Origin of the sequence: Paenacidovorax caeni, assembly GCF_001298675.1 — a bacterium.
Lineage (GTDB): Bacteria > Pseudomonadota > Gammaproteobacteria > Burkholderiales > Burkholderiaceae_C > Paenacidovorax > Paenacidovorax caeni.
Genome location: NZ_CYIG01000019.1, coordinates 49,605 through 67,181 on the forward strand (window position 1 = coordinate 49,605; position 17,577 = coordinate 67,181).

Consider the following 17,577-nt stretch of genomic DNA (forward strand, 5'->3'; position numbering starts at 1 on the left):
CGGACATTTTCCTGGGTTTCCCCCGGCGCAGGCAGGTCGATGCCAACGGGCTTCGTGCATGCACCGCGGCAGGCGTTTGAAGAGCCTGCGGCCCTTGCTGCGCGCCGCACGGCAGGCTGACGCATTGAAACACACGGAATACTGGCCTGCAGCATGTGCGCTGCTGGCGGATCAAAGCGAACATGTGGGTTGTCTGGGCATGGATGGAGTCAATCTGGCGGAGGCTTGCGCCCCCGGCGGTGGCCATTGGCATGCCGGGAAACGCCCATTTGCCTGCCCTGCGCGCCGAGCCCTGCGTGACAGCGCCGCGCGCCGCGCGCCTCGCCCCCATCCACGCGCCCCCGCCCCCCTGGCTCACATAGCGCCTGGCCTGCGGCCAGCGCTGGCGTTTGCGCGCGTTCCTTTGTTTCAAGGCATCAGCCTCGGCATCTCGGCTCTGTGCAAGAGCCTGTGAGAACGAGTGAACATGCCGGTGTCCCGTGTCCCCCTGGTACACGGCACCCTTAAAACAAACAAAGGAATCGCATCATGAAGCGGATGCTCATCAACGCCACGCAGCCCGAGGAACGGCGCCTGGCCATCGTGGACGGCCAAAAGCTGCTGGACTACGAAATCGAGATCGAAGGACGCGAACAACGCAAGGGCAACATCTACAAAGCCGTGGTCACACGCGTCGAGCCCTCGCTCGAGGCCTGCTTCGTCGATTACGGCGAGGACCGCCATGGCTTCCTGCCGTTCAAGGAAATCTCCAAGCAGTACTTCGCCGAGGGCGTCTCGCCCAGCCAGGCGCGCATCAACGAGGTGATCCGCGAAGGCCAGGAACTGCTGGTGCAGGTCGAAAAGGAAGAGCGCGGCAACAAGGGCGCGGCCCTGACGACGTTCATCTCCCTGGCCGGCCGCTACGTGGTGCTGATGCCCAACAACCCGCGCGGCGGCGGCGTCTCGCGCCGCATCGAGGGCGAGGACCGCGCCGAGCTCAAGGAGGCGATGGACCAGCTCGAATACCCCAAGGGCATGAGCATCATCGCGCGCACCGCCGGCATCGGCCGCAGCGCACCCGAGTTGCAGTGGGATCTGAACTACCTGCTCAAGCTCTGGACAGCCATCGACGGTGCCGCCAAGGCGGGCAAAGGCGCCTTCCTGATCTACCAGGAGTCGAGCCTGGTGATCCGCGCCATCCGCGATTACTTCAACAGCGACATCGGCGACATCCTGATCGACACGGACGACATCTACGAACAGGCACAGCAGTTCATGTCGCACGTGATGCCCGAGCACGCGGCCCGCGTGAAGCGCTACCGCGACGACGCGCCGCTGTTCAGCCGCTTCCAGATCGAGCACCAGATTGAATCGGCCTACGCCCGCACCGTGACCCTGCCCTCGGGCGGCGCCATCGTGATCGACCACACCGAGGCGCTGGTCAGCGTGGACGTGAACTCGGCCCGCGCCATCAAGGGCGGCGACATCGAGGAAACCGCCACGCGCACCAACCTCGAGGCCGCCGACGAAGTGGCGCGCCAGATGCGCCTGCGCGACCTGGGCGGCCTGATCGTGATCGACTTCATCGACATGGAGGAGAGCAAGAACCGCCGCGAAGTGGAAAACCGCCTGCGCGACGCCCTGCGCCAAGACCGCGCGCGCGTACAGTTCGGCACCATCAGCAAGTTCGGCCTGATGGAAATGAGCCGCCAGCGCCTCAAGCCCGCCCTGTCGGAAGGTGCCCACATCAACTGCCCGCGCTGTGGCGGCTCCGGCCACATCCGCGACACCGAGTCCTCGGCGCTGCAGATCCTGCGCATCATCCAAGAGGAGTCGATGAAGGACAACACCGCCGCCGTGCACGTCCAAGTGCCGGTGGAAGTGGCGTCCTTCCTGCTGAACGAGAAGCGCACCGAGATCGCCAAGATCGAACTCAAGCAACGCGTGTCCGTGCTCATGGTGCCCAATAAGTCGATGGAGACGCCGCACTACAAACTCGAGCGCCTCAAGCACGACGACCCGCGACTGGACCACATCGAGGCAAGCTACAAGCTCGCCGAAGAGCAGGAAGAGCGCACCCAGGTCACGCGCCGCTCGCAAGAGCCGACCAACAAGCAGACGCCGGTCATCAAGGGTGTGCTGCCCGATGCCCCGGCCCCCGTGGCAGAGCCGCGCCCCGAAGGGGCACAGCGCCCACCGCGCAATGGCCAGCGCCCCGGCGCCACGCCCGCGGCGGCAGCCCCCAGCCCGGCACCGTCGCCTGCCCCGGCTCCGCAGGAGCAAGGCTTTTTCGCTTGGCTCAAGAGCCTGTTCGGCTTTGGCGCGGCCCCGGCGCCAGCGCCCGTGGCAGCCCCAGCTGCCGCCACGGACGCTGCAGCCGGTGCCCGCCGCGAAGGGCGTGGTGAAGGACGTGGCGACGGACGCAACCGCCGCAATGGCGAACGCGGTGCAGCGCGCGGCGAAGCCCAGGGCAGTACGGCAGAGGCACGCAACGGCCGCCGCACAGAGCGCAGCGGCGAACCACGCCAAGGCGAGCGCAATGGCAACGCCCCGCGCGACCAGCGTGCGCGCCGTGATGCGGACGCACGCCCGGCCATCGATGCCGAAGGCACCACACCGACCGCCGACGGTGCACCCCAGGAAGCCCGCAGCGAGCGTGCACCGCGCAATGGCGAGCGCCGCGAGCGCGGCGACGGCAATGGCCGCCGCGAACGCACCGAGCGCGGCGAACGTGCGGAACGCCCGGAGCGCACCGAAGGCGGTCGCCGCGAGCGTGCCCCGCGTGGCGAAGGCACCTCCGCGCCCCTGCCGGTGGCCGACTTCGCCGACACCGCACCGCTGTCCTCCCTGCCCGACCTGGACTTGACGGGCAACGACACGGTTGCGCCGGAAGCCGCCGCGCCAGCCAGCGAAGAGCAGCGCCGCGAGCGCCGCTCGCGTGACCGCTATGGCCGCGACCGCCGCAACCGTGGTGAACAAGGCGAGCGCCCTGCCCGCGAGGAGGGCGCTGCGGAAGCGGCACCCACCCCCACCCCGGCGGAAGACGCCAGCACCGAAGAAGCACCGCGCCGCAGCTACTTCACCGCCGCGCCGGTCGCGCCGGTCGCCCCGGCCAGCGCCCCCGAAGCAGCCACGCCGGTCGAAGCCCCTGCCCCAGAGGCTGCGGTGACCGCCACCGCAGCCCCAGTGGCAGCCACGCCAGTCGCTGAGGAGGCCAGTGCCCCCGTGCCAGCCACAGCCGCCGAGGCAGCGCCTGCCGTGGTGGCCGCAGCGCCCGTAGCGCCAGCTGCGGAGGCGACAGTCGCCGCACCAGCACCCGCGACACCTGTTGCACCTGTGGCACCCGTGGTCTCCGCAGCAGGCATGCCCAAGGTGCAATCCTTCACGCTGCCCGTCAGCGAGCTGGCGCAGATCGCCGCGGCATCCGGCCTGCAGTGGGTGAATTCGGACGCCGACAAGGTGGCCGCCGTGCAAGCCGCGATTGCTGCCGAGCCCCGTCCCGCCCATGTGCCACGTGAGCGGCCGCCGGTGGTCGTGCCCGACGAAGGCCCGCTGGTCCTGGTGGAAACGCGCCGCGACCTGAGCGACCTGCAGCTGCCTTTCGAGCAGACGCAGCGCAGCTGATGCAGCAGTACCCCGGGGCCGCGCCCCGGGGTTGATATTCAAAAACCATAGCTGCCAGCGCTTTCCCAGCAAAGCCTACAGCCCAATTTGGCTAGAAACTCAGGAGTCCAAGCCCCATGCTGTTTCTGCTCTCCCCCGCCAAATCGCTGGACTACGACAGCCCGCTTCCTGCCGGGCTGCCGCACTCCCAGCCCCAGTTCATTCCAGACGCAGCCCGCCTGATCGACGTGCTGCGCACCCGCTCGCCCCAGGACATTGCCTCGCTCATGTCCATCAGCGACGCACTGGCAGCGCTCAACGTGGCGCGCTACGGCGCATGGTCGCCCCGCTTCACGCAGGAGAACGCACGCCAGGCCGTGATGGCCTTCAATGGCGACGTATACGAGGGCCTGCAGGCCGCCACGCTCTCACTGCCCGACCTGGACTGGGCGCAGCAGCACCTTGCCATCCTCAGCGGGCTCTACGGCGTGCTGCGCCCGCTCGACCTGATGCAGCCCTACCGCCTGGAAATGGGCACGCGCCTGGCCACGGATGCCGGCGTCAACCTTTACCAGTTCTGGGGCACGCGCATCGCCGAGCACCTGAACCGCCAGTTGGCGGACGATACCGACCCGGTGGTGGTGAACCTGGCGTCGCAGGAGTATTTCAAGGCCGTGGACCGCAAGGCGCTCAGCGCCCGCGTGGTCGAGTGCGTGTTCGAGGACGGCAAGGGCGGCGCGTACAAGATCATCAGCTTCTACGCCAAGCGCGCGCGCGGCCTGATGGCACGCTGGGCCATCCAGCAGCGCGCCAGCACACCACGCCAGCTCGAAGGCTTCGACTTGGAGGGCTACGCCTTCCACCCCGCTGCCTCCTCCCCCGAGCGCCTGGTGTTCCGCCGCGCGGCACAGCCATGAGCGCCCGCCAGCCCATTACGCCCGCGCTGCGCGCATGGATCGCCGAGCGGGCGGCCGAGGGGCTGGATTTACCCGCCCTGGTCGATGCCATGTGCCAGGCCGGCTGGGACGCCCAAGTGGCCCGCCAGGCCGCCGAGGAAACCTTGCCCTCGGACACTGCCGCAGCCGCCTCGCCAGAGGCCACACTTGCCACGAACCTGCCCGAGCCTGCGCTGCAAGGCGCCCCCACGCGCATCGATGTTGGCGACCGCACGGTGGACGTGCTCATGGCCCTGGCACACCCGCGCGTCGTGCTGCTGGGCAACCTGCTCTCGCCCGAGGAATGCACGGCGCTGATCGATGCTGCGCGCCCGCGCATGGCGCGCTCGCTCACCGTGGCCACAGCCACTGGCGGTGAAGAAGTCAACGCCGACCGCACCAGCGAGGGCATGTTTTTCCAGCGCGGTGAAACGGCGCTGGTGCAGCGCATCGAGGCACGCATTGCCCGGCTGGTGAACTGGCCCGTGGAGCACGGCGAGGGCCTACAAGTGCTGCGCTACGGCCCGGGTGCCGAATACAAGCCGCACTACGACTATTTCGACCCCGCCCAGCGCGGCACCCCCACCCTGGTGCGCCGGGGAGGCCAGCGTGTGGCCACTCTGGTGCTGTACCTGAACGCGCCCGCCCAGGGCGGCGCCACCACCTTCCCCGACGTAGGCCTGGAGGTGACGCCGCATCCGGGCCACGCGGTGTTCTTCAGCTACGCGCGCCCCGATCCGGACACCCGGACCCTGCACGCTGGCGCCCCTGTGCACGCGGGTGAAAAATGGATCGCCACAAAATGGCTGCGCGAGCGCGAGTTCCACTGACCACCCCTGCGTGGCAGGCCCTGGCACGGCGTCACGCATGACGCCCCCTGCACAAAGCGAGCCCCCCATGGCACCACCCACCACCCCTGTGCGTGAGTTCACCGTACGCGGTGTCTTCCTTGGCGCACTTATCACGCTGGCCTTCACGGCGGCGAATGTCTACCTCGGCCTCAAAGTCGGGCTGACTTTCGCCTCGGCCATTCCCGCCGCCGTGATTTCGATGGCGCTGCTGTACCGCCTGCGCGACTCCAACATCCTGGAGAACAACCTGGTGCAGACCCAGGCGTCGGCGGCTGGCACGCTGTCATCGGTGATTTTCGTGCTGCCGGCACTGCTCATGCTCGGCCTGTGGAACGGCTTTCCCTTCTGGCAAACGGCACTGGTCTGCGCCGCCGGCGGCACCCTGGGTGTGCTCTACACCGTGCCGCTGCGGCGCGTGATGGTGGTTCAGTCCGGCCTGCCCTACCCCGAGGGCGTGGCCGCCGCCGAAGTGCTGCGCGTGGGCGAGGCCCAGCGCCATAAGGCCGAGGGCAAGGGGCAGAGCGCGGGCCTGCGCCAGTTGGGCTGGGGCACCGGGCTGGCCGCGCTGTTCGGTTTCCTGAGCGGCGGCCTGCGCCTGCTGGGCGATGCGGTCAACCTGTGGATTCCCGCGGGGGGCGTGGTGTTCCGGGTGGCCGCTGGCTTTTCGCCCGCGTTGCTGGCCGCCGGCTACCTGATGGGCGCCGCCGCCGGCGTGGCAGTGTTGTTGGGGCTGGTGCTGTGCTGGGGCGTTGCCGTGCCCTGGCTCACCGCCCTGGCCCCTGCGGAGCACGGGCAGACCCTGCCTGCGCTGGCCAACCAGCTGTGGGCGGGCAAGGTGCGCTTTCTTGGTGCGGGGGTGATTGGCATTTCGGCCCTGTGGACCGTGGCCACGCTGATTCGCCCCATCCTGCAAGCGGTTCGCCAGCAGGGCGCACGGCCCCAAGCCGGCAGTACAGCAGTGCCCGCGACCGACCAGGACATGCCCCGGCACTGGATGCTGGCCATCGGCGCGGCCGCGCTGGCGGTGCTGTTCCTGGTCACCCAAGGCTTCATCGCCCAGTACCTGCCGGACATGCCACCCGCCACGCGCTACGCCCTCACGGCCCTGTGCGTGCTGTTCGCGGCGGTGTTCGGCTTTCTGGTGGCGGCGGCCTGCGGCTACATGGCCGGGCTGGTGGGTTCGTCGGCCAGCCCGATCTCGGGCATCGGCATCATCGCCACCATCCTGATGGGCCTGGCGCTGCTGACGCTGCACACGCTGGTGCCGGCGTTCGCGGCCAGCGTCTCGGGCCCGTTGGGCGTGGCGCTGGTGCTGTTCATGGTGTCGGTGATCCTGGCCATGGCGGCCATCTCCAACGACAACCTGCAGGACCTCAAGACCGGCTACCTGGTAGGCGCCACCCCTTGGCGCCAGCAGGTGGTGCTCATCATCGGTTGCCTGGTGGGGGCCGTGGTGATTCCGCCAGTGCTCGACCTGCTTTACAACGCCTATGGGTTTGCTGGCGCCCTGCCGCGCCCGGGCATGGACCCGGCACAGGCCCTGGCCGCCCCGCAGGCCACGCTGATGCAGCAGATCGCCAGCGGCATCTTCAGCGGCGCGCTGGAGTGGACGATGCTGGGGCTGGGCGTGCTGCTGGGCGTTGGCGTCATCGTGGCCGACGTGGCCTTGCGCCGTGCCGGGCGCGGTGCGCTGCCGCCGCTGGCGGTGGGCCTGGGCATCTACCTGCCGCCCACCATCGGTCTGACGCTGGCCGTGGGCGCCGCGCTGGGCTGGAGCCTGCAGCGCGGCCTGCGCAGCGCCAAAGCGCGCCTGGGGCAGGACTGGGCCGCCGCCGCGGAGGAGCGCGGACTGCTGCTGGCCTCGGGCCTGATCGTGGGAGAGAGCCTCATGGGCCTGCTGCTGGCGGCCTTGATCGGCTTCAGCGGCCACGATGCGCCCCTGGCCCTGGTGGGCGAAGGGTTTGCCCCTGCCATGTGGCTGGGGCTGCTGTATTTTGGCGGCCTTTGTGTCTTTTTCTACCGCAGCGTACTGCGTCGCTGAGGCCCTGAAATTTCAAACAAAAAGTGGCTCTAGCGCTTTCCCATCAAGCGCAAGCAGCTATATTTTTAGTAGCACATCATGAACCATCCTGCGCAGTCCCCCCTGGGCAAAGCCTCGGCGTATGCCGACCAGTACGATCCGGCCCTGCTGTTTCCCATCGCCCGCGCGCCCAAGCGCGCCGAGATCGGCATCACCGGCACCCAGCCCTTCTTCGGCGCCGACCTGTGGACGGCGTTCGAGCTGTCGTGGCTGAACGCGCGCGGCAAGCCGCAGGTGGCGCTGGCGCACGTCACCGTGCCCTGCGAAACACCGAACATCATCGAGAGCAAGTCGTTCAAGCTGTACCTCAACAGCTTCAACGGCACGCGCTTCGACAGCAGCGAGGCCGTGCGCGAACGCCTGCGTGCCGACCTGAGCGAAGCCGCCTGGCGCGGTGCGGCCAGCCCGGGAACCGTGGGCGTGCGCCTGGTGGCGCCGGAGCAGTTCGACCAAGAACCCGTGCACGAGCTCAGCGGCCTGGACCTTGACCGCCTAGATGTGGAATGCACGCACTACCAGCCGGAGCCCGCCCTGCTCACCGCCGCCTTCGATGAAGCGCCTGTCACCGAGACGCTGACCAGCCGCCTGCTCAAGAGCAACTGCCTGGTCACGGGGCAGCCCGACTGGGGCAGCGTGCAGATCAGCTACAGCGGCCCACAGATCGACCAGGCGGGCCTGTTGCAGTACATCGTGAGCTTTCGCAACCACAACGAATTCCATGAACAGTGCGTCGAACGCATATTCATGGACATCACTGCACGCTGCCGCCCGCTCAAGCTGACGGTGTACGCACGCTACACACGCCGCGGCGGGCTGGACATCAACCCGCTGCGCACCAGCCACCCACAGCAGCTGCCGCGCAACGTGCGCACGGCACGGCAGTAGCCCCCCGGGGGCCTGGTGCCTTAAATGCCTGTTTGCCGCTAAACGCGGTCGCCAGGCAAGCGGAACACGGCCAGCGTGCGCCCCAGCACGCCGGCGTTGGCGTTCATGTGGTTCGCCGCGTTGGCCGACTCCTGCACCAGCGCGGCGTTCTGCTGCGTGACGTGGTTCAGCTCCACCACGGCGGTGTTAACCTGGGCGATGCCCATGGTCTGCTCGCGCGCGGCGGTGCCGATCTGTTCCATCAGCTGGTTCACGTAGGCGGCCGAATCGACCACCTGGGCGATAGTCTTGCCCGCTGCCTGCACCTGGCCCGCGCCATGCGCCACGTGCGTGTTCGAGGTGCCGATGAGCGCGCGAATCTCGCCCGCCGCCTGGGCGCTGCGCTGCGCCAGCGCACGCACCTCGCCAGCCACCACGGCGAAGCCCTTGCCCTGCTCGCCTGCACGCGCCGCCTCCACGGCGGCGTTCAGCGCCAGGATATTGGTCTGGAACGCAATGCCTTCGATGGTGGAGATGATCTGCCCCATCTGGCGCGACGAGTCCTCAATGGACTGCATCACCTGCGTGACCGTGGCCACGGCCTGCCCGCCCTCGCGCGCCAGTTGGGCGCTGCGCTCGCTCTCCTTGGCGATCTGCTGCGCCGTGTCGGCGGACTGGCGCACGGTGGAGGACAGTTCCTCCATCGACGCTGCGGTCTCCTCCAGGCTCGCAGCCTGCGACTCGGTGCGCTCGGCCAGGTGCTGGGCGCCGCGGTGCATTTCGCCAGAAATCTGGCCAAACCCGGCGATTTCGCCGCGTGCATCGCCCACCACGGCGCGCAGATTGATCTGGATTTGCTGCAGCCGCTCCGTCAGCAGCACCATGGGGTGGCGACCACTCCGCCCGCTGAGCACGGTCGTGAGGTTGCAGCCCGCAATGTCGCGCGCCAGCATGTTGGCATCCACCAAAGACTTGGTGATGCTGCGATCCACGCGCCAGATAATGAAAAGCGCCAGCAGCACCAGCACCACGGCCTGCCCGGCGAGCACCGCCGTCCCTTCCCAGCCCATGGCGCCGGGCAGCAGCCCAGCCAGCACCAGCAGGCCCAGCAGCCCAGCCATGCGCTGGGTGAAGCTGGCGCGCTGCCAGCGCCCCAGGACATCGCGCCAGCCCATAAAACGCACGCGCCCGGCATGCAGACGGATGGTGGGACGGCCTGCCTCGCGTTCACGCCGCAGGCGCTCGTACAGCTGCTCGGCGGCGGCGATCTCGGCGCGCGAGGGCTTGGCCCGCACCGACATGTAGCCCTTGGGCTTGCCGTTTTCCACCAGTGGCGTCACGCTGGCGCGCACCCAGTAGTGGTCGCCATCCTTGCGCCGGTTCTTCACGATGCCCGTCCAGCTGCGGCCATGACCCACGGTGGCCCACAGGTCCTTGTAGGCTTCGGGCGGCATGTCGGGGTGGCGCACGATGTTGTGAGGCTGCCCGATGAGCTCATCAAACTCGAACCCGCTCACCCGCATGAACGCGGCATTGCAGTGGGTGATGATGCCCTTGGCGTCGGTGGTCGACATCAGGAGCTCGTCGCCGGGGTAGTCGTACTCCTGCTGGGTAACGGGGAGATTGGTGCGCATGGCCAGAACGTTGCTGAATGTCAACCCAGTATAAAAAAGCAACCCCTTCCTGGGCACGCGTTGGATGCCAACTTGATCAAAAGAAATTTCCCGGTAGACAAAAAAACAACTATCACCCTGGTGACATGATTGCTTATTTCTGTCATGCAGGCTTTTTCATGATTACAGCCTGAACACCGCCACGCTGCGCTCCAGGGACTGCGCTCCTGCGCGCAGCATCTGCGCGGCGGCCGTGGACTCCTCCACCTGGGCCGCATTGCGCTGGGTCACCTGGTCGAGCTGCAGCATGGCCTGGTTGACCTGCGTAATGCATATCGATGGCCATTTGCCCTGCTCCGCAGTTGACAGTGCCTCGGTCACGTAAGGGGTGACGGCAGCGCCGCGCCTAGAAAAGCGGCGCTGTGTAAGGGTCGGCGGCCTCGGCCGGATGGTGTGCAGGTGCCACGGCCTCCGGCTGTGGCTTCACGAGTGCCCCTACACGCACGCCCAGCAGGCGCAGGCGCTTGTCCAGTGGCACGCGCTTGAGGCATTGACCCGCCACGCGGCGAATCGCGGCCGCATCGTGCAGGGGTTCGGCCACGGTCTGGTCGCGCGTGGCGGTCTTGAAGTCGTCGTAGCGCACCTTGATGCCGATGGTCCGGCCCATGTAGCCCTTGCGCTGCAAGTCCTCGGCGACGCGCTGGCACAGCGCTGTGAAGATCCGGCCCAGCTCGGCGCGGTCGTGCACGGCGTGCAAGTCGCGTTCGAAGGTGGTTTCGCGGCTGACCGAGACCGGCTCACTGTGCGTGACCACGGGGCGCTCGTCACGCCCCCAGGCCGCCTCGTGCAGCCACGGGCCCGTGGACTTGCCGAAATGTGCCACCAGCCAGTCGCGCGGGCATGCCGCCAGCTCCCCGATGGTGCGGATGCCATGGGCCCCCAGCTTGGCATCCGCCTTCGGACCAATGCCGTTGATCTTGCGACAGGCCAGCGGCCAGACCAGCGCCTGCAGTTCCTCGGGCTGGACGATAGAAATGCCGCCGGGCTTATGAAACTCGCTGGCCATCTTGGCCAACAGCTTGTTCGGCGCCACGCCAATCGAGCAGCTCAGCCCGGTGGCTTCTAGGATGCTGCGCTGCAGCAACCGTGCCAGCACGCGTCCGCCCTCGCGCTGCCCGCCCGGCACGTGCGTAAAGTCGATGTACACCTCGTCGACGCCCCGGTCCTCCATCACCGGCGCGATCGAGAGAATGACTTCCTTGAAGCGGCGCGAATAGCGCCGGTACTCGGCAAAGTCCACCGGCAACAGGATGGCCTGGGGGCACAGGCGCGCCGCCTTCATCAGCCCCATGGCCGACCCCACGCCGAAGGCGCGCGCCGCATACGTCGCCGTGGTAATCACGCCGCGGCCGACATAGCCCTGCAGGCGCGCGAAGCGGTCCAGCGGAATCTCGGCCAGGCGTCCGTCAAAGGCAGCGGCCAGGGCGTCGTCTTCGGCCCGGCGCCTGCCACCAATCACCACGGGCAACCCGGCCAGTTGGGGATAGCGCAGCAGCTCGACGGACGCGTAAAACGCATCCATGTCGAGGTGGGCGATGCGGCGGGACGGGTCGGCGGCGGTCACCCCGCTATTGTGGGCGCCGGATAGGTTCCCGGCACGAGGATGGAGCGGTCCACCGTGCGGATATCCGTGCGGCCACAAAACGCCATGCTCACATCCAGCTCCTTGTGCAAGATCTGCAGCGCCTTGGACACGCCCGCCTCGCCGAAGGCGCCCAGCCCATAAACCATGGCCCGGCCGATCATGGTGCCACGCGCGCCCAGAGCCCAGGCCTTGAGCACGTCCTGCCCGCCACGGATGCCGCCGTCCATCCACACCTCCAGCCGGTCGCCCACGGCCGCCACGATGGCGGGCAGCGCGTGGATGGACGAAGGCGCGCCGTCGAGCTGGCGCCCGCCGTGGTTGCTCACCACGATGGCGTCGGCCCCGTGCTGCGCGGCCAGCACGGCGTCTTCCACCTCCATGATGCCCTTGAGGATGAGCTTGCCGCCCCACTGCTGCCGCACCCAGTCAACGTCAGCCCAGGACAGGCGCGGGTCGAACTGCTCGTTGGTCCAGGCCGCCAGCGAATGCATGTCGGACACGCCCTTCACATGCCCCACGAGGTTGCGGAAGGTGCGGCGCTTCGTGCCCGCCATGCCCAGACACCACTGCGGCTTGGTCATCAGGTTGAGGATGTTCTTCACCGTGGGCCGCGGCGGTGCCGTGAGGCCATTTTTGATGTCCTTGTGGCGCTGGCCGATCACCTGCAGATCGAGCGTGAGCACCAGGGCGCTGCATTTCGCATCCTTGGCACGCTGGATCATGCGGGCCATGGCGTCGCGGTCGCGCATCATGTAGAGCTGGAACCAGAACGGCGCGCTGGTGTGTTCGGCGATGTCCTCGATGGAGCAGATGCTCATGGTCGAGAGCGTGAACGGGACGCCAAACTTCTCGGCTGCGCGCGCTGCGTGGATCTCGCCATCGGCATGCTGCATGCCCGTCAGGCCCACGGGCGCGATTGCCACCGGCATGAAGGCCTTCTGCCCCACCATGGTGACGGCGGTGCTACGCCCCTCCATGTTCACCGCCACGCGCTGGCGGAACTTGATGGCCTGGAAATCGCTTTCGTTGGCGCGGTAAGTGCCCTCGGTCCATGACCCCGAATCGGCATAGTCGTAGAACATTCGCGGCACGCGCCGTTCAGCGACCACGCGCAGGTCTTCTATGCAGGTGATTTTGGAGAGATCGGCCACAGCGTCCTCGGTTGGCTTGAAACAAGCCGCGCATGGTAGCGCCGCCCCATGCGTGTCGGGCTGAAGACTTTTGCAGCGGATTTGAATTTTTCTACAGCGGACGACCGCTGGCAGCGCCCGCCCAGGACTGGGCCCGCCAGCGCAGGTTCACTGGGCAGGAACGATGATCGCCACGCGCCGGTTCTCCTTGCGCGCCCCCTCGGGTCCGCTGGTCACCAGAGGACGGCTGCGGCCGTAGCCACGCACGCTGATATGGCCACGCTCCATGCCCGCCACGGCCAGCGCCTGGGCCACGGCTTGCGCGCGACGCAGGGACAGGCGCTCGTTGTACGTGTCGCTGCCCTGGTCGTCCGTATGGCCCTCGACGCGCAGCGTCTGTACACCCACCGCCACCAGTGCGCGCCCCATCTTCAGCACAGATACGCGGCGCTGGCCCTGCAGCGCGTCCGAGTCGAAATCGTTCACATGGTACATGGCGACATCGGCGGCGCGCAGCAGCGCCTCCATGTCGGAGCCCTGCTGCGGAAACAAGGCCACGCCAATGCTGGCTGCGGGATGCAGCTCCACACCAGATGAGGCGCAACGGCGCGGCAATGGCCTGGCCCAGGCGGGCAGCCATGGCCTCTGCATCTGGCAGCGTGGCAACGGGCGCCATCACTACGGCGAACTCGTCCCCACCCAAGCGTGCTGCCAGGTCCCCCGGACGCAGTTGCGCCTGCACCCGCCGCGCCACCTCGGTCAGCAGGACATCACCGGCGGCATGACCGTAGGTGTCGTTGACCTGCTTGAAACCATCGTTGTCAAGAAACAGCAGCGCCATCGGCTGCGCGCTGGCATGCGCGCGCGCCATCGCTTCCTGTAGGAAATGCTCGAAATGGGCCCGGTTGGGCAGCCCGGTCAGGCTATCGTGCAGAGCACTGTGGGTCAGCGGGGCATTTTTTCTTCCAGCAGCGACTGGCGGCGCTCCAACTCATCGAGCAAGGCGTTGAAGTCATCTCCCAGCATCCGCAGCTCGGCCAGCCGCGCAGGCGGCACACGCTGGCCCACGGCATGCTCGTGGTGCACTGCGCGCGCCACCCGGGCCAAGGCCTGCAGCGGCGTCACGATATCGCGCAGCATGCGCCGCGACAGCGCCATGCCGACTGCGCCACTGACCGCCGTGCACAACAGCAGCACGGCCACGCCAGACAGCAGGAAATTCAGCATGCCCTGCCCGTCGCCATGCAGCGCGACCTGCCCCACCGCCACGCCGCCAAACAAGATGGGGGCCACAGCCTGCTGGCTGCCGACCAGCCGCGCCAGCGTGGCACCCAATCGCGCACGCGGGCCCGCCGCGCTGCGCTGCCACTGCGCGAACACCTTGCCCTGCGCATCGCGCACCTGCGCCTGGGCCACGCCCTCGCTGGCAAACATGCGCCCCAGGGGTTGCTTGGCGTCCTCGGCGTCCCTGAAGACCAGCGCTGCCTCGACCGTGTAGGCCACGGAGCGTGCCGTCAGCTCCAGGTTGCTGCCAATGTGCGCGCGCAGCGCGAACAGACCGGCCAGCAGCAGCAGGCTGCCCGCCAGCGCCAGGCCACCAAGGCCATGCCCAAATGGGCGCGGTGCACGACGCCACGCAACGAAAGCAGCCCGGGCGCCGCCCCTGGCGCTGGAGCCATCAAGCCCCTCCTTTGCGCCTGGCCAGCTGCAGCACCCGCGGGTTCACGCGCACGCCGCTGCGTGCCACGGCATCGAGGTTGGTTTCAAAGCCGAAGCCCACGTCCCGCACGTCAAGACAGAACATGCAGTCGGTCTGGCACAGCTCCTGGCGCTCGCTGATCGACAGCAGCGGCTGGCCCTGCAGCCGCTGGCGCAGCGCCTGCCAGGCCCGGTCGTCGAGCCGGCCCGCGTACACGCCGTGGCACTGCGTCAGCAAGGCCGCGTCCTCCAGGCGCATGCGGCGCACCTGCACCACGCGCGCGCCCGGCAGTTGCCAGCCCTTGAGCAGCTCGTCGGCGTACTCGGTGGGCCCGACGACGCACAACTGCACGGTTTCGGGCTCGCTCGGCCAGCGCGTGTAGCCCAGGATGCCCATCACCGTCTTGGCGACGGACTGCGACTTGCCGTCGGTGACGATGTCCTGCCCCCACGCTGGCTGCGCCGCCCCCATCCGGCGGCGCACAGCAGCGCTGCCGCGCACCACGCTGGCAGGTGGTGCTGGAGCCGGCGCCAAGGGGAGAGAAGGGGTTGCAAGCGGGGCCTCCTGGAAGTTGCATCCCTGTGCAAGTGAAAGCGTACACGCCGTACGCACACCGAACCCTCCATGCCGATAGCCCTTTGCTGGACTACTCTGAAAGCTACACTTTTCGGAGCATGGAAGCAAACTCAAGCACCACCCCGCACCCCCGCCCCGCGCACCTCGAAGCGCAGGCTGTCGAGCACCTGGCCGCGCGTATCGGTCAGTTCCACCAGATGCCGCCCCGGCCAGGGCAGCCAGCCCCAGCGCGCGCCCCGGCCCAGCTCACGCCCGTCGATACGCCAACGCAGGCCGCTGCCCTCGCCGCTGGCCTCGAACCACAGGCGCTGGCGTGCGGGCGGGATGTCGGGGTCGAGCGCGATGATGGTGCCAGGCGCCGGTGACTGGATGCGTGCTTGGATGCCATTTTGGCCTCCAGCGCTTTGGGGATAAGCGCTAGCAGCTCCTGAGTCCATAGCAAAAAGCGGCTGCTGCGTGCCGTCGATGAACCATTCGGCGCGCTGGCTCTCCAGCGGCTGGCCTTGTGCGTCGGGGCCAAAGCGCACGTCATGGCGCACCAAACCGGCCGGGGGCTGGGGCGCGCGGCTGGGGGTGCGCGCGTGCAGCCAGCCCATCACGGCGGCCCAGATGGGCGCCGCGCCACTGGTGCCGCTCACGTCGTGCATGCTGGCGCCGCTGGCGTTGCCCACCCACACGCCGACGGTGTAGCGCGCAGACCAGCCAACCGCCCAGTTGTCGCGCATGTCTTTGCTGGTGCCGGTCTTGACCGCGCTCCAGAAGCGCGTGGCGAGCACGCTGTCGGTGCCAAAGGTGCGCGCACGCGCGTTCGGGTCGGAGAGGATGTCGCCCACCACGAACGCGGCGCGTGCGTCCAGCGCCGGGGTGAATGTGGGCGCAGCGCCCGGCGCATAGGCCACGGGGCTGACGCGCCCGCCGTTGGCCAGCGCGCGGTAGGCGTTGGCCAGGTGCAGCAGCGGCACCTCGCTGCTGCCCAGGGCCAGGCTGTAGCCGTAGTAGCCGCCGGATTCGGCCAGCGGCAGGCCCAGCTGGCGCAGCTGGGCGAAGAAGGCGTCGGGCGAGACCATGACCAGCGTGCGCACCGCGGGCACGTTGAGCGAGGCCGCCAGCGCGGTGCGCACCGAGACCCAGCCCTTGAACTGCCGGTCGTAGTTCTGCGGGATGTACAGCCCGCTGGCGGTGCCGATCTGCGCGGGCGCGTCGTGCACCAGCGAGGCCGCCGTGAGCCGCCGCTGCGCGATGGCCTGCGCGTACAGAAAGGGCTTGAGCGTGGAGCCCGGCTGGCGGCGCGCGAGCACGCCGTCCACCTCGGCGGCCTGGCTGAGTTCGCCCGAGGAGCCGACCCAGGCCAGCACCTCGCCACTGGCGTTGTCCAGCACCACCACGGCGCCGTCCTCCACGTTGCGCCCGCGCAGCTCGCGCAGGTGCTGGGCCAGGGTCTGCTGCGCCATGCGCTGCAGCGGCGCGCGCAGGCTGGAGCGCAGCGTGGCTGGCAAAGGTTGGCCCGGCGCCAGCAGGGCGCGCTGCTGCGCCATGAACTGGCGCGCGAAGTGCGGTGCCATGCCGTCGCTGGCGGCCCAGGCACGACGCTGCAGGGCGGCGGTGGTGAAAAGGTCGAGCGCGTCGCACTCGGCACGGGCCGCAGCGCTCCCGGCCTGGGGGCGCATGGCCCGCAGCACGCCGCAGGCGCGCTGCGCCACCAGCGCGGGCCGGGCGTTGGGGGCGCGCACCAGGGCGGCGGCCACGGCGGCCTCGCGCTCGTCCAGGCCGTGCGGTGCCTTGCCGAACAGGGTGCGCGCCAGGGCGTCGATGCCGACGATCTCGCCACGGAACGGCACGAGGTTCAGATAGGCCTCGAGAATCTGGTCCTTGCGCCAGCGCCGGTCCAGCACCTGCGCTGCCACGGCCTGGCCCAGCTTCTGCGCCACGCCGCGCCCACCCGGGCCCTGGCGCAGAAAGCCGGATGCGTCGCCGTCGAGCAGGCCGGCGAGCTGCATGGTGAGGGTGCTGGCGCCGCGCGTGCGCTGGTTCCACAGATTGCCCCAGGCGGCGGCGGAGACGGCGGCCCAGTCCACGCCGCTGTGCTCGTAGAAACGCTTGTCCTCGCTCAGCACCAGCGCCTGGCGCAGCGCGGGCGACATGTCGGCCAGCGCCTGCCACTGGCCACGGCGCACGCTGGCATCGGTGCGCACGCGCTGCACCACCTCGCCCTCGCGCGAGAGCACCAGGGTTTCGGACGAACGAAAGCCCGTGCGCACCTCATGGAACGTGGGCAGGGCCCAGGCAGGCAGGGCCAGCCACGCCAGCGCCGCCACACCGGCACGCCAGCGCCACCGCACGCGCGGCAAGCCAGCCGGAAAAGAAACAAAGAAAGGCATTGGCGCGGCAGCTTATTCCATTTGCGGGCAGCACACCATGTTGTGAGAAAAAATGGCCTCAAGCCCTTTCTAGGGAAGGTCTGCAAAACCCAGTCCGCCTGCGTGTCCGAGCTGACTGAGGCACGTTGAGTTTCGCGATGCGGATCGAAGCGACGATGGCAGCTCGATTCGCCGGCAAATTCCGGCGTTATGAGCCAGCGGCACGCCCATTTGACGCCCTGCGG

Annotated in this window: 13 protein-coding genes and 1 pseudogene; 5 read left to right on the top strand and 9 right to left on the bottom strand. The window is 68.6% G+C overall.

Annotated features, from left to right (window positions below; all coding sequences use genetic code 11):
• The first annotated feature begins 528 nt into the window (after positions 1 to 528).
• From BN2503_RS09985 to queF, 5 genes are all read left to right on the top strand, one after another.
• Positions 529 to 3,603 (top strand): Rne/Rng family ribonuclease, encoded by a 3,075-nt coding sequence (locus BN2503_RS09985; protein ID WP_054256511.1) that lies wholly within the window; start codon positions 529 to 531, stop codon positions 3,601 to 3,603.
• A gap of 116 nt (positions 3,604 to 3,719) precedes the next feature.
• Positions 3,720 to 4,499, top strand: coding sequence for a peroxide stress protein YaaA (gene yaaA, locus BN2503_RS09990; protein WP_054256512.1), 780 nt, complete (start codon positions 3,720 to 3,722; stop codon positions 4,497 to 4,499).
• Positions 4,496 to 5,347: a 2OG-Fe(II) oxygenase gene (locus tag BN2503_RS09995; RefSeq protein ID WP_054256513.1), complete on the top strand. Its 852-nt coding sequence runs from the start codon at positions 4,496 to 4,498 to the stop codon at positions 5,345 to 5,347. The genes yaaA and BN2503_RS09995 overlap by 4 nt, the downstream gene beginning before the upstream one ends.
• Positions 5,348 to 5,414: 67 nt before the next feature.
• Positions 5,415 to 7,409: an OPT family oligopeptide transporter gene (locus BN2503_RS10000; protein ID WP_054256521.1), complete on the top strand. Its 1,995-nt coding sequence runs from the start codon at positions 5,415 to 5,417 to the stop codon at positions 7,407 to 7,409.
• 78 nt (positions 7,410 to 7,487) lie between these two features.
• The gene (gene queF, locus BN2503_RS10005; RefSeq protein ID WP_054256514.1) at positions 7,488 to 8,333 is read left to right on the top strand and encodes an NADPH-dependent 7-cyano-7-deazaguanine reductase QueF; all 846 of its coding nucleotides are present in this window, start codon (positions 7,488 to 7,490) and stop codon (positions 8,331 to 8,333) included.
• Positions 8,334 to 8,371: 38 nt separating this feature from the next.
• On the opposite strand, the gene BN2503_RS10010 is transcribed toward queF, so the two are convergent.
• From BN2503_RS10010 to pbpC, 9 genes and pseudogenes are all read right to left on the bottom strand, one after another.
• Positions 8,372 to 9,946, bottom strand: coding sequence for a methyl-accepting chemotaxis protein (locus tag BN2503_RS10010; protein WP_054256522.1), 1,575 nt, complete (start codon positions 9,944 to 9,946; stop codon positions 8,372 to 8,374).
• A gap of 162 nt (positions 9,947 to 10,108) precedes the next feature.
• Positions 10,109 to 10,306: a hypothetical protein gene (locus BN2503_RS10015; protein WP_054256515.1), complete on the bottom strand. Its 198-nt coding sequence runs from the start codon at positions 10,304 to 10,306 to the stop codon at positions 10,109 to 10,111.
• Between the two features lie 25 nt (positions 10,307 to 10,331).
• Complete coding sequence (locus BN2503_RS10020) at positions 10,332 to 11,507, bottom strand: Y-family DNA polymerase (protein WP_054256523.1); 1,176 nt, start codon at positions 11,505 to 11,507, stop codon at positions 10,332 to 10,334.
• A 38-nt stretch (positions 11,508 to 11,545) separates the two neighbouring features.
• A complete protein-coding gene (locus BN2503_RS10025; protein ID WP_054256516.1) occupies positions 11,546 to 12,721 on the bottom strand; it encodes an alpha-hydroxy acid oxidase in 1,176 nt (391 codons plus the stop codon).
• A gap of 147 nt (positions 12,722 to 12,868) precedes the next feature.
• Positions 12,869 to 13,258, bottom strand: a complete 390-nt coding sequence (locus BN2503_RS20695; protein ID WP_074930245.1) for an OmpA family protein — start codon at positions 13,256 to 13,258, stop codon at positions 12,869 to 12,871.
• A gap of 112 nt (positions 13,259 to 13,370) precedes the next feature.
• A pseudogene (locus BN2503_RS20925) lies at positions 13,371 to 13,649 on the bottom strand (GGDEF domain-containing protein); the annotation flags it as partial.
• Complete coding sequence (locus BN2503_RS20705; protein ID WP_074930249.1) at positions 13,646 to 14,203, bottom strand: CHASE sensor domain-containing protein; 558 nt, start codon at positions 14,201 to 14,203, stop codon at positions 13,646 to 13,648. The gene BN2503_RS20705 and the pseudogene BN2503_RS20925, both read right to left, overlap by 4 nt.
• A gap of 175 nt (positions 14,204 to 14,378) precedes the next feature.
• On the bottom strand, positions 14,379 to 14,933 hold the full coding sequence (gene yfiR, locus BN2503_RS10035) for a regulatory sequestration protein YfiR (protein ID WP_233495045.1): 555 nt from the start codon (positions 14,931 to 14,933) through the stop codon (positions 14,379 to 14,381).
• A 152-nt stretch (positions 14,934 to 15,085) separates the two neighbouring features.
• Entirely contained in the window at positions 15,086 to 17,353 is a 2,268-nt protein-coding gene (gene pbpC / locus BN2503_RS10040) for a penicillin-binding protein 1C (RefSeq protein ID WP_054256517.1), read from the bottom strand.
• Positions 17,354 to 17,577: the final 224 nt, after the last annotated feature.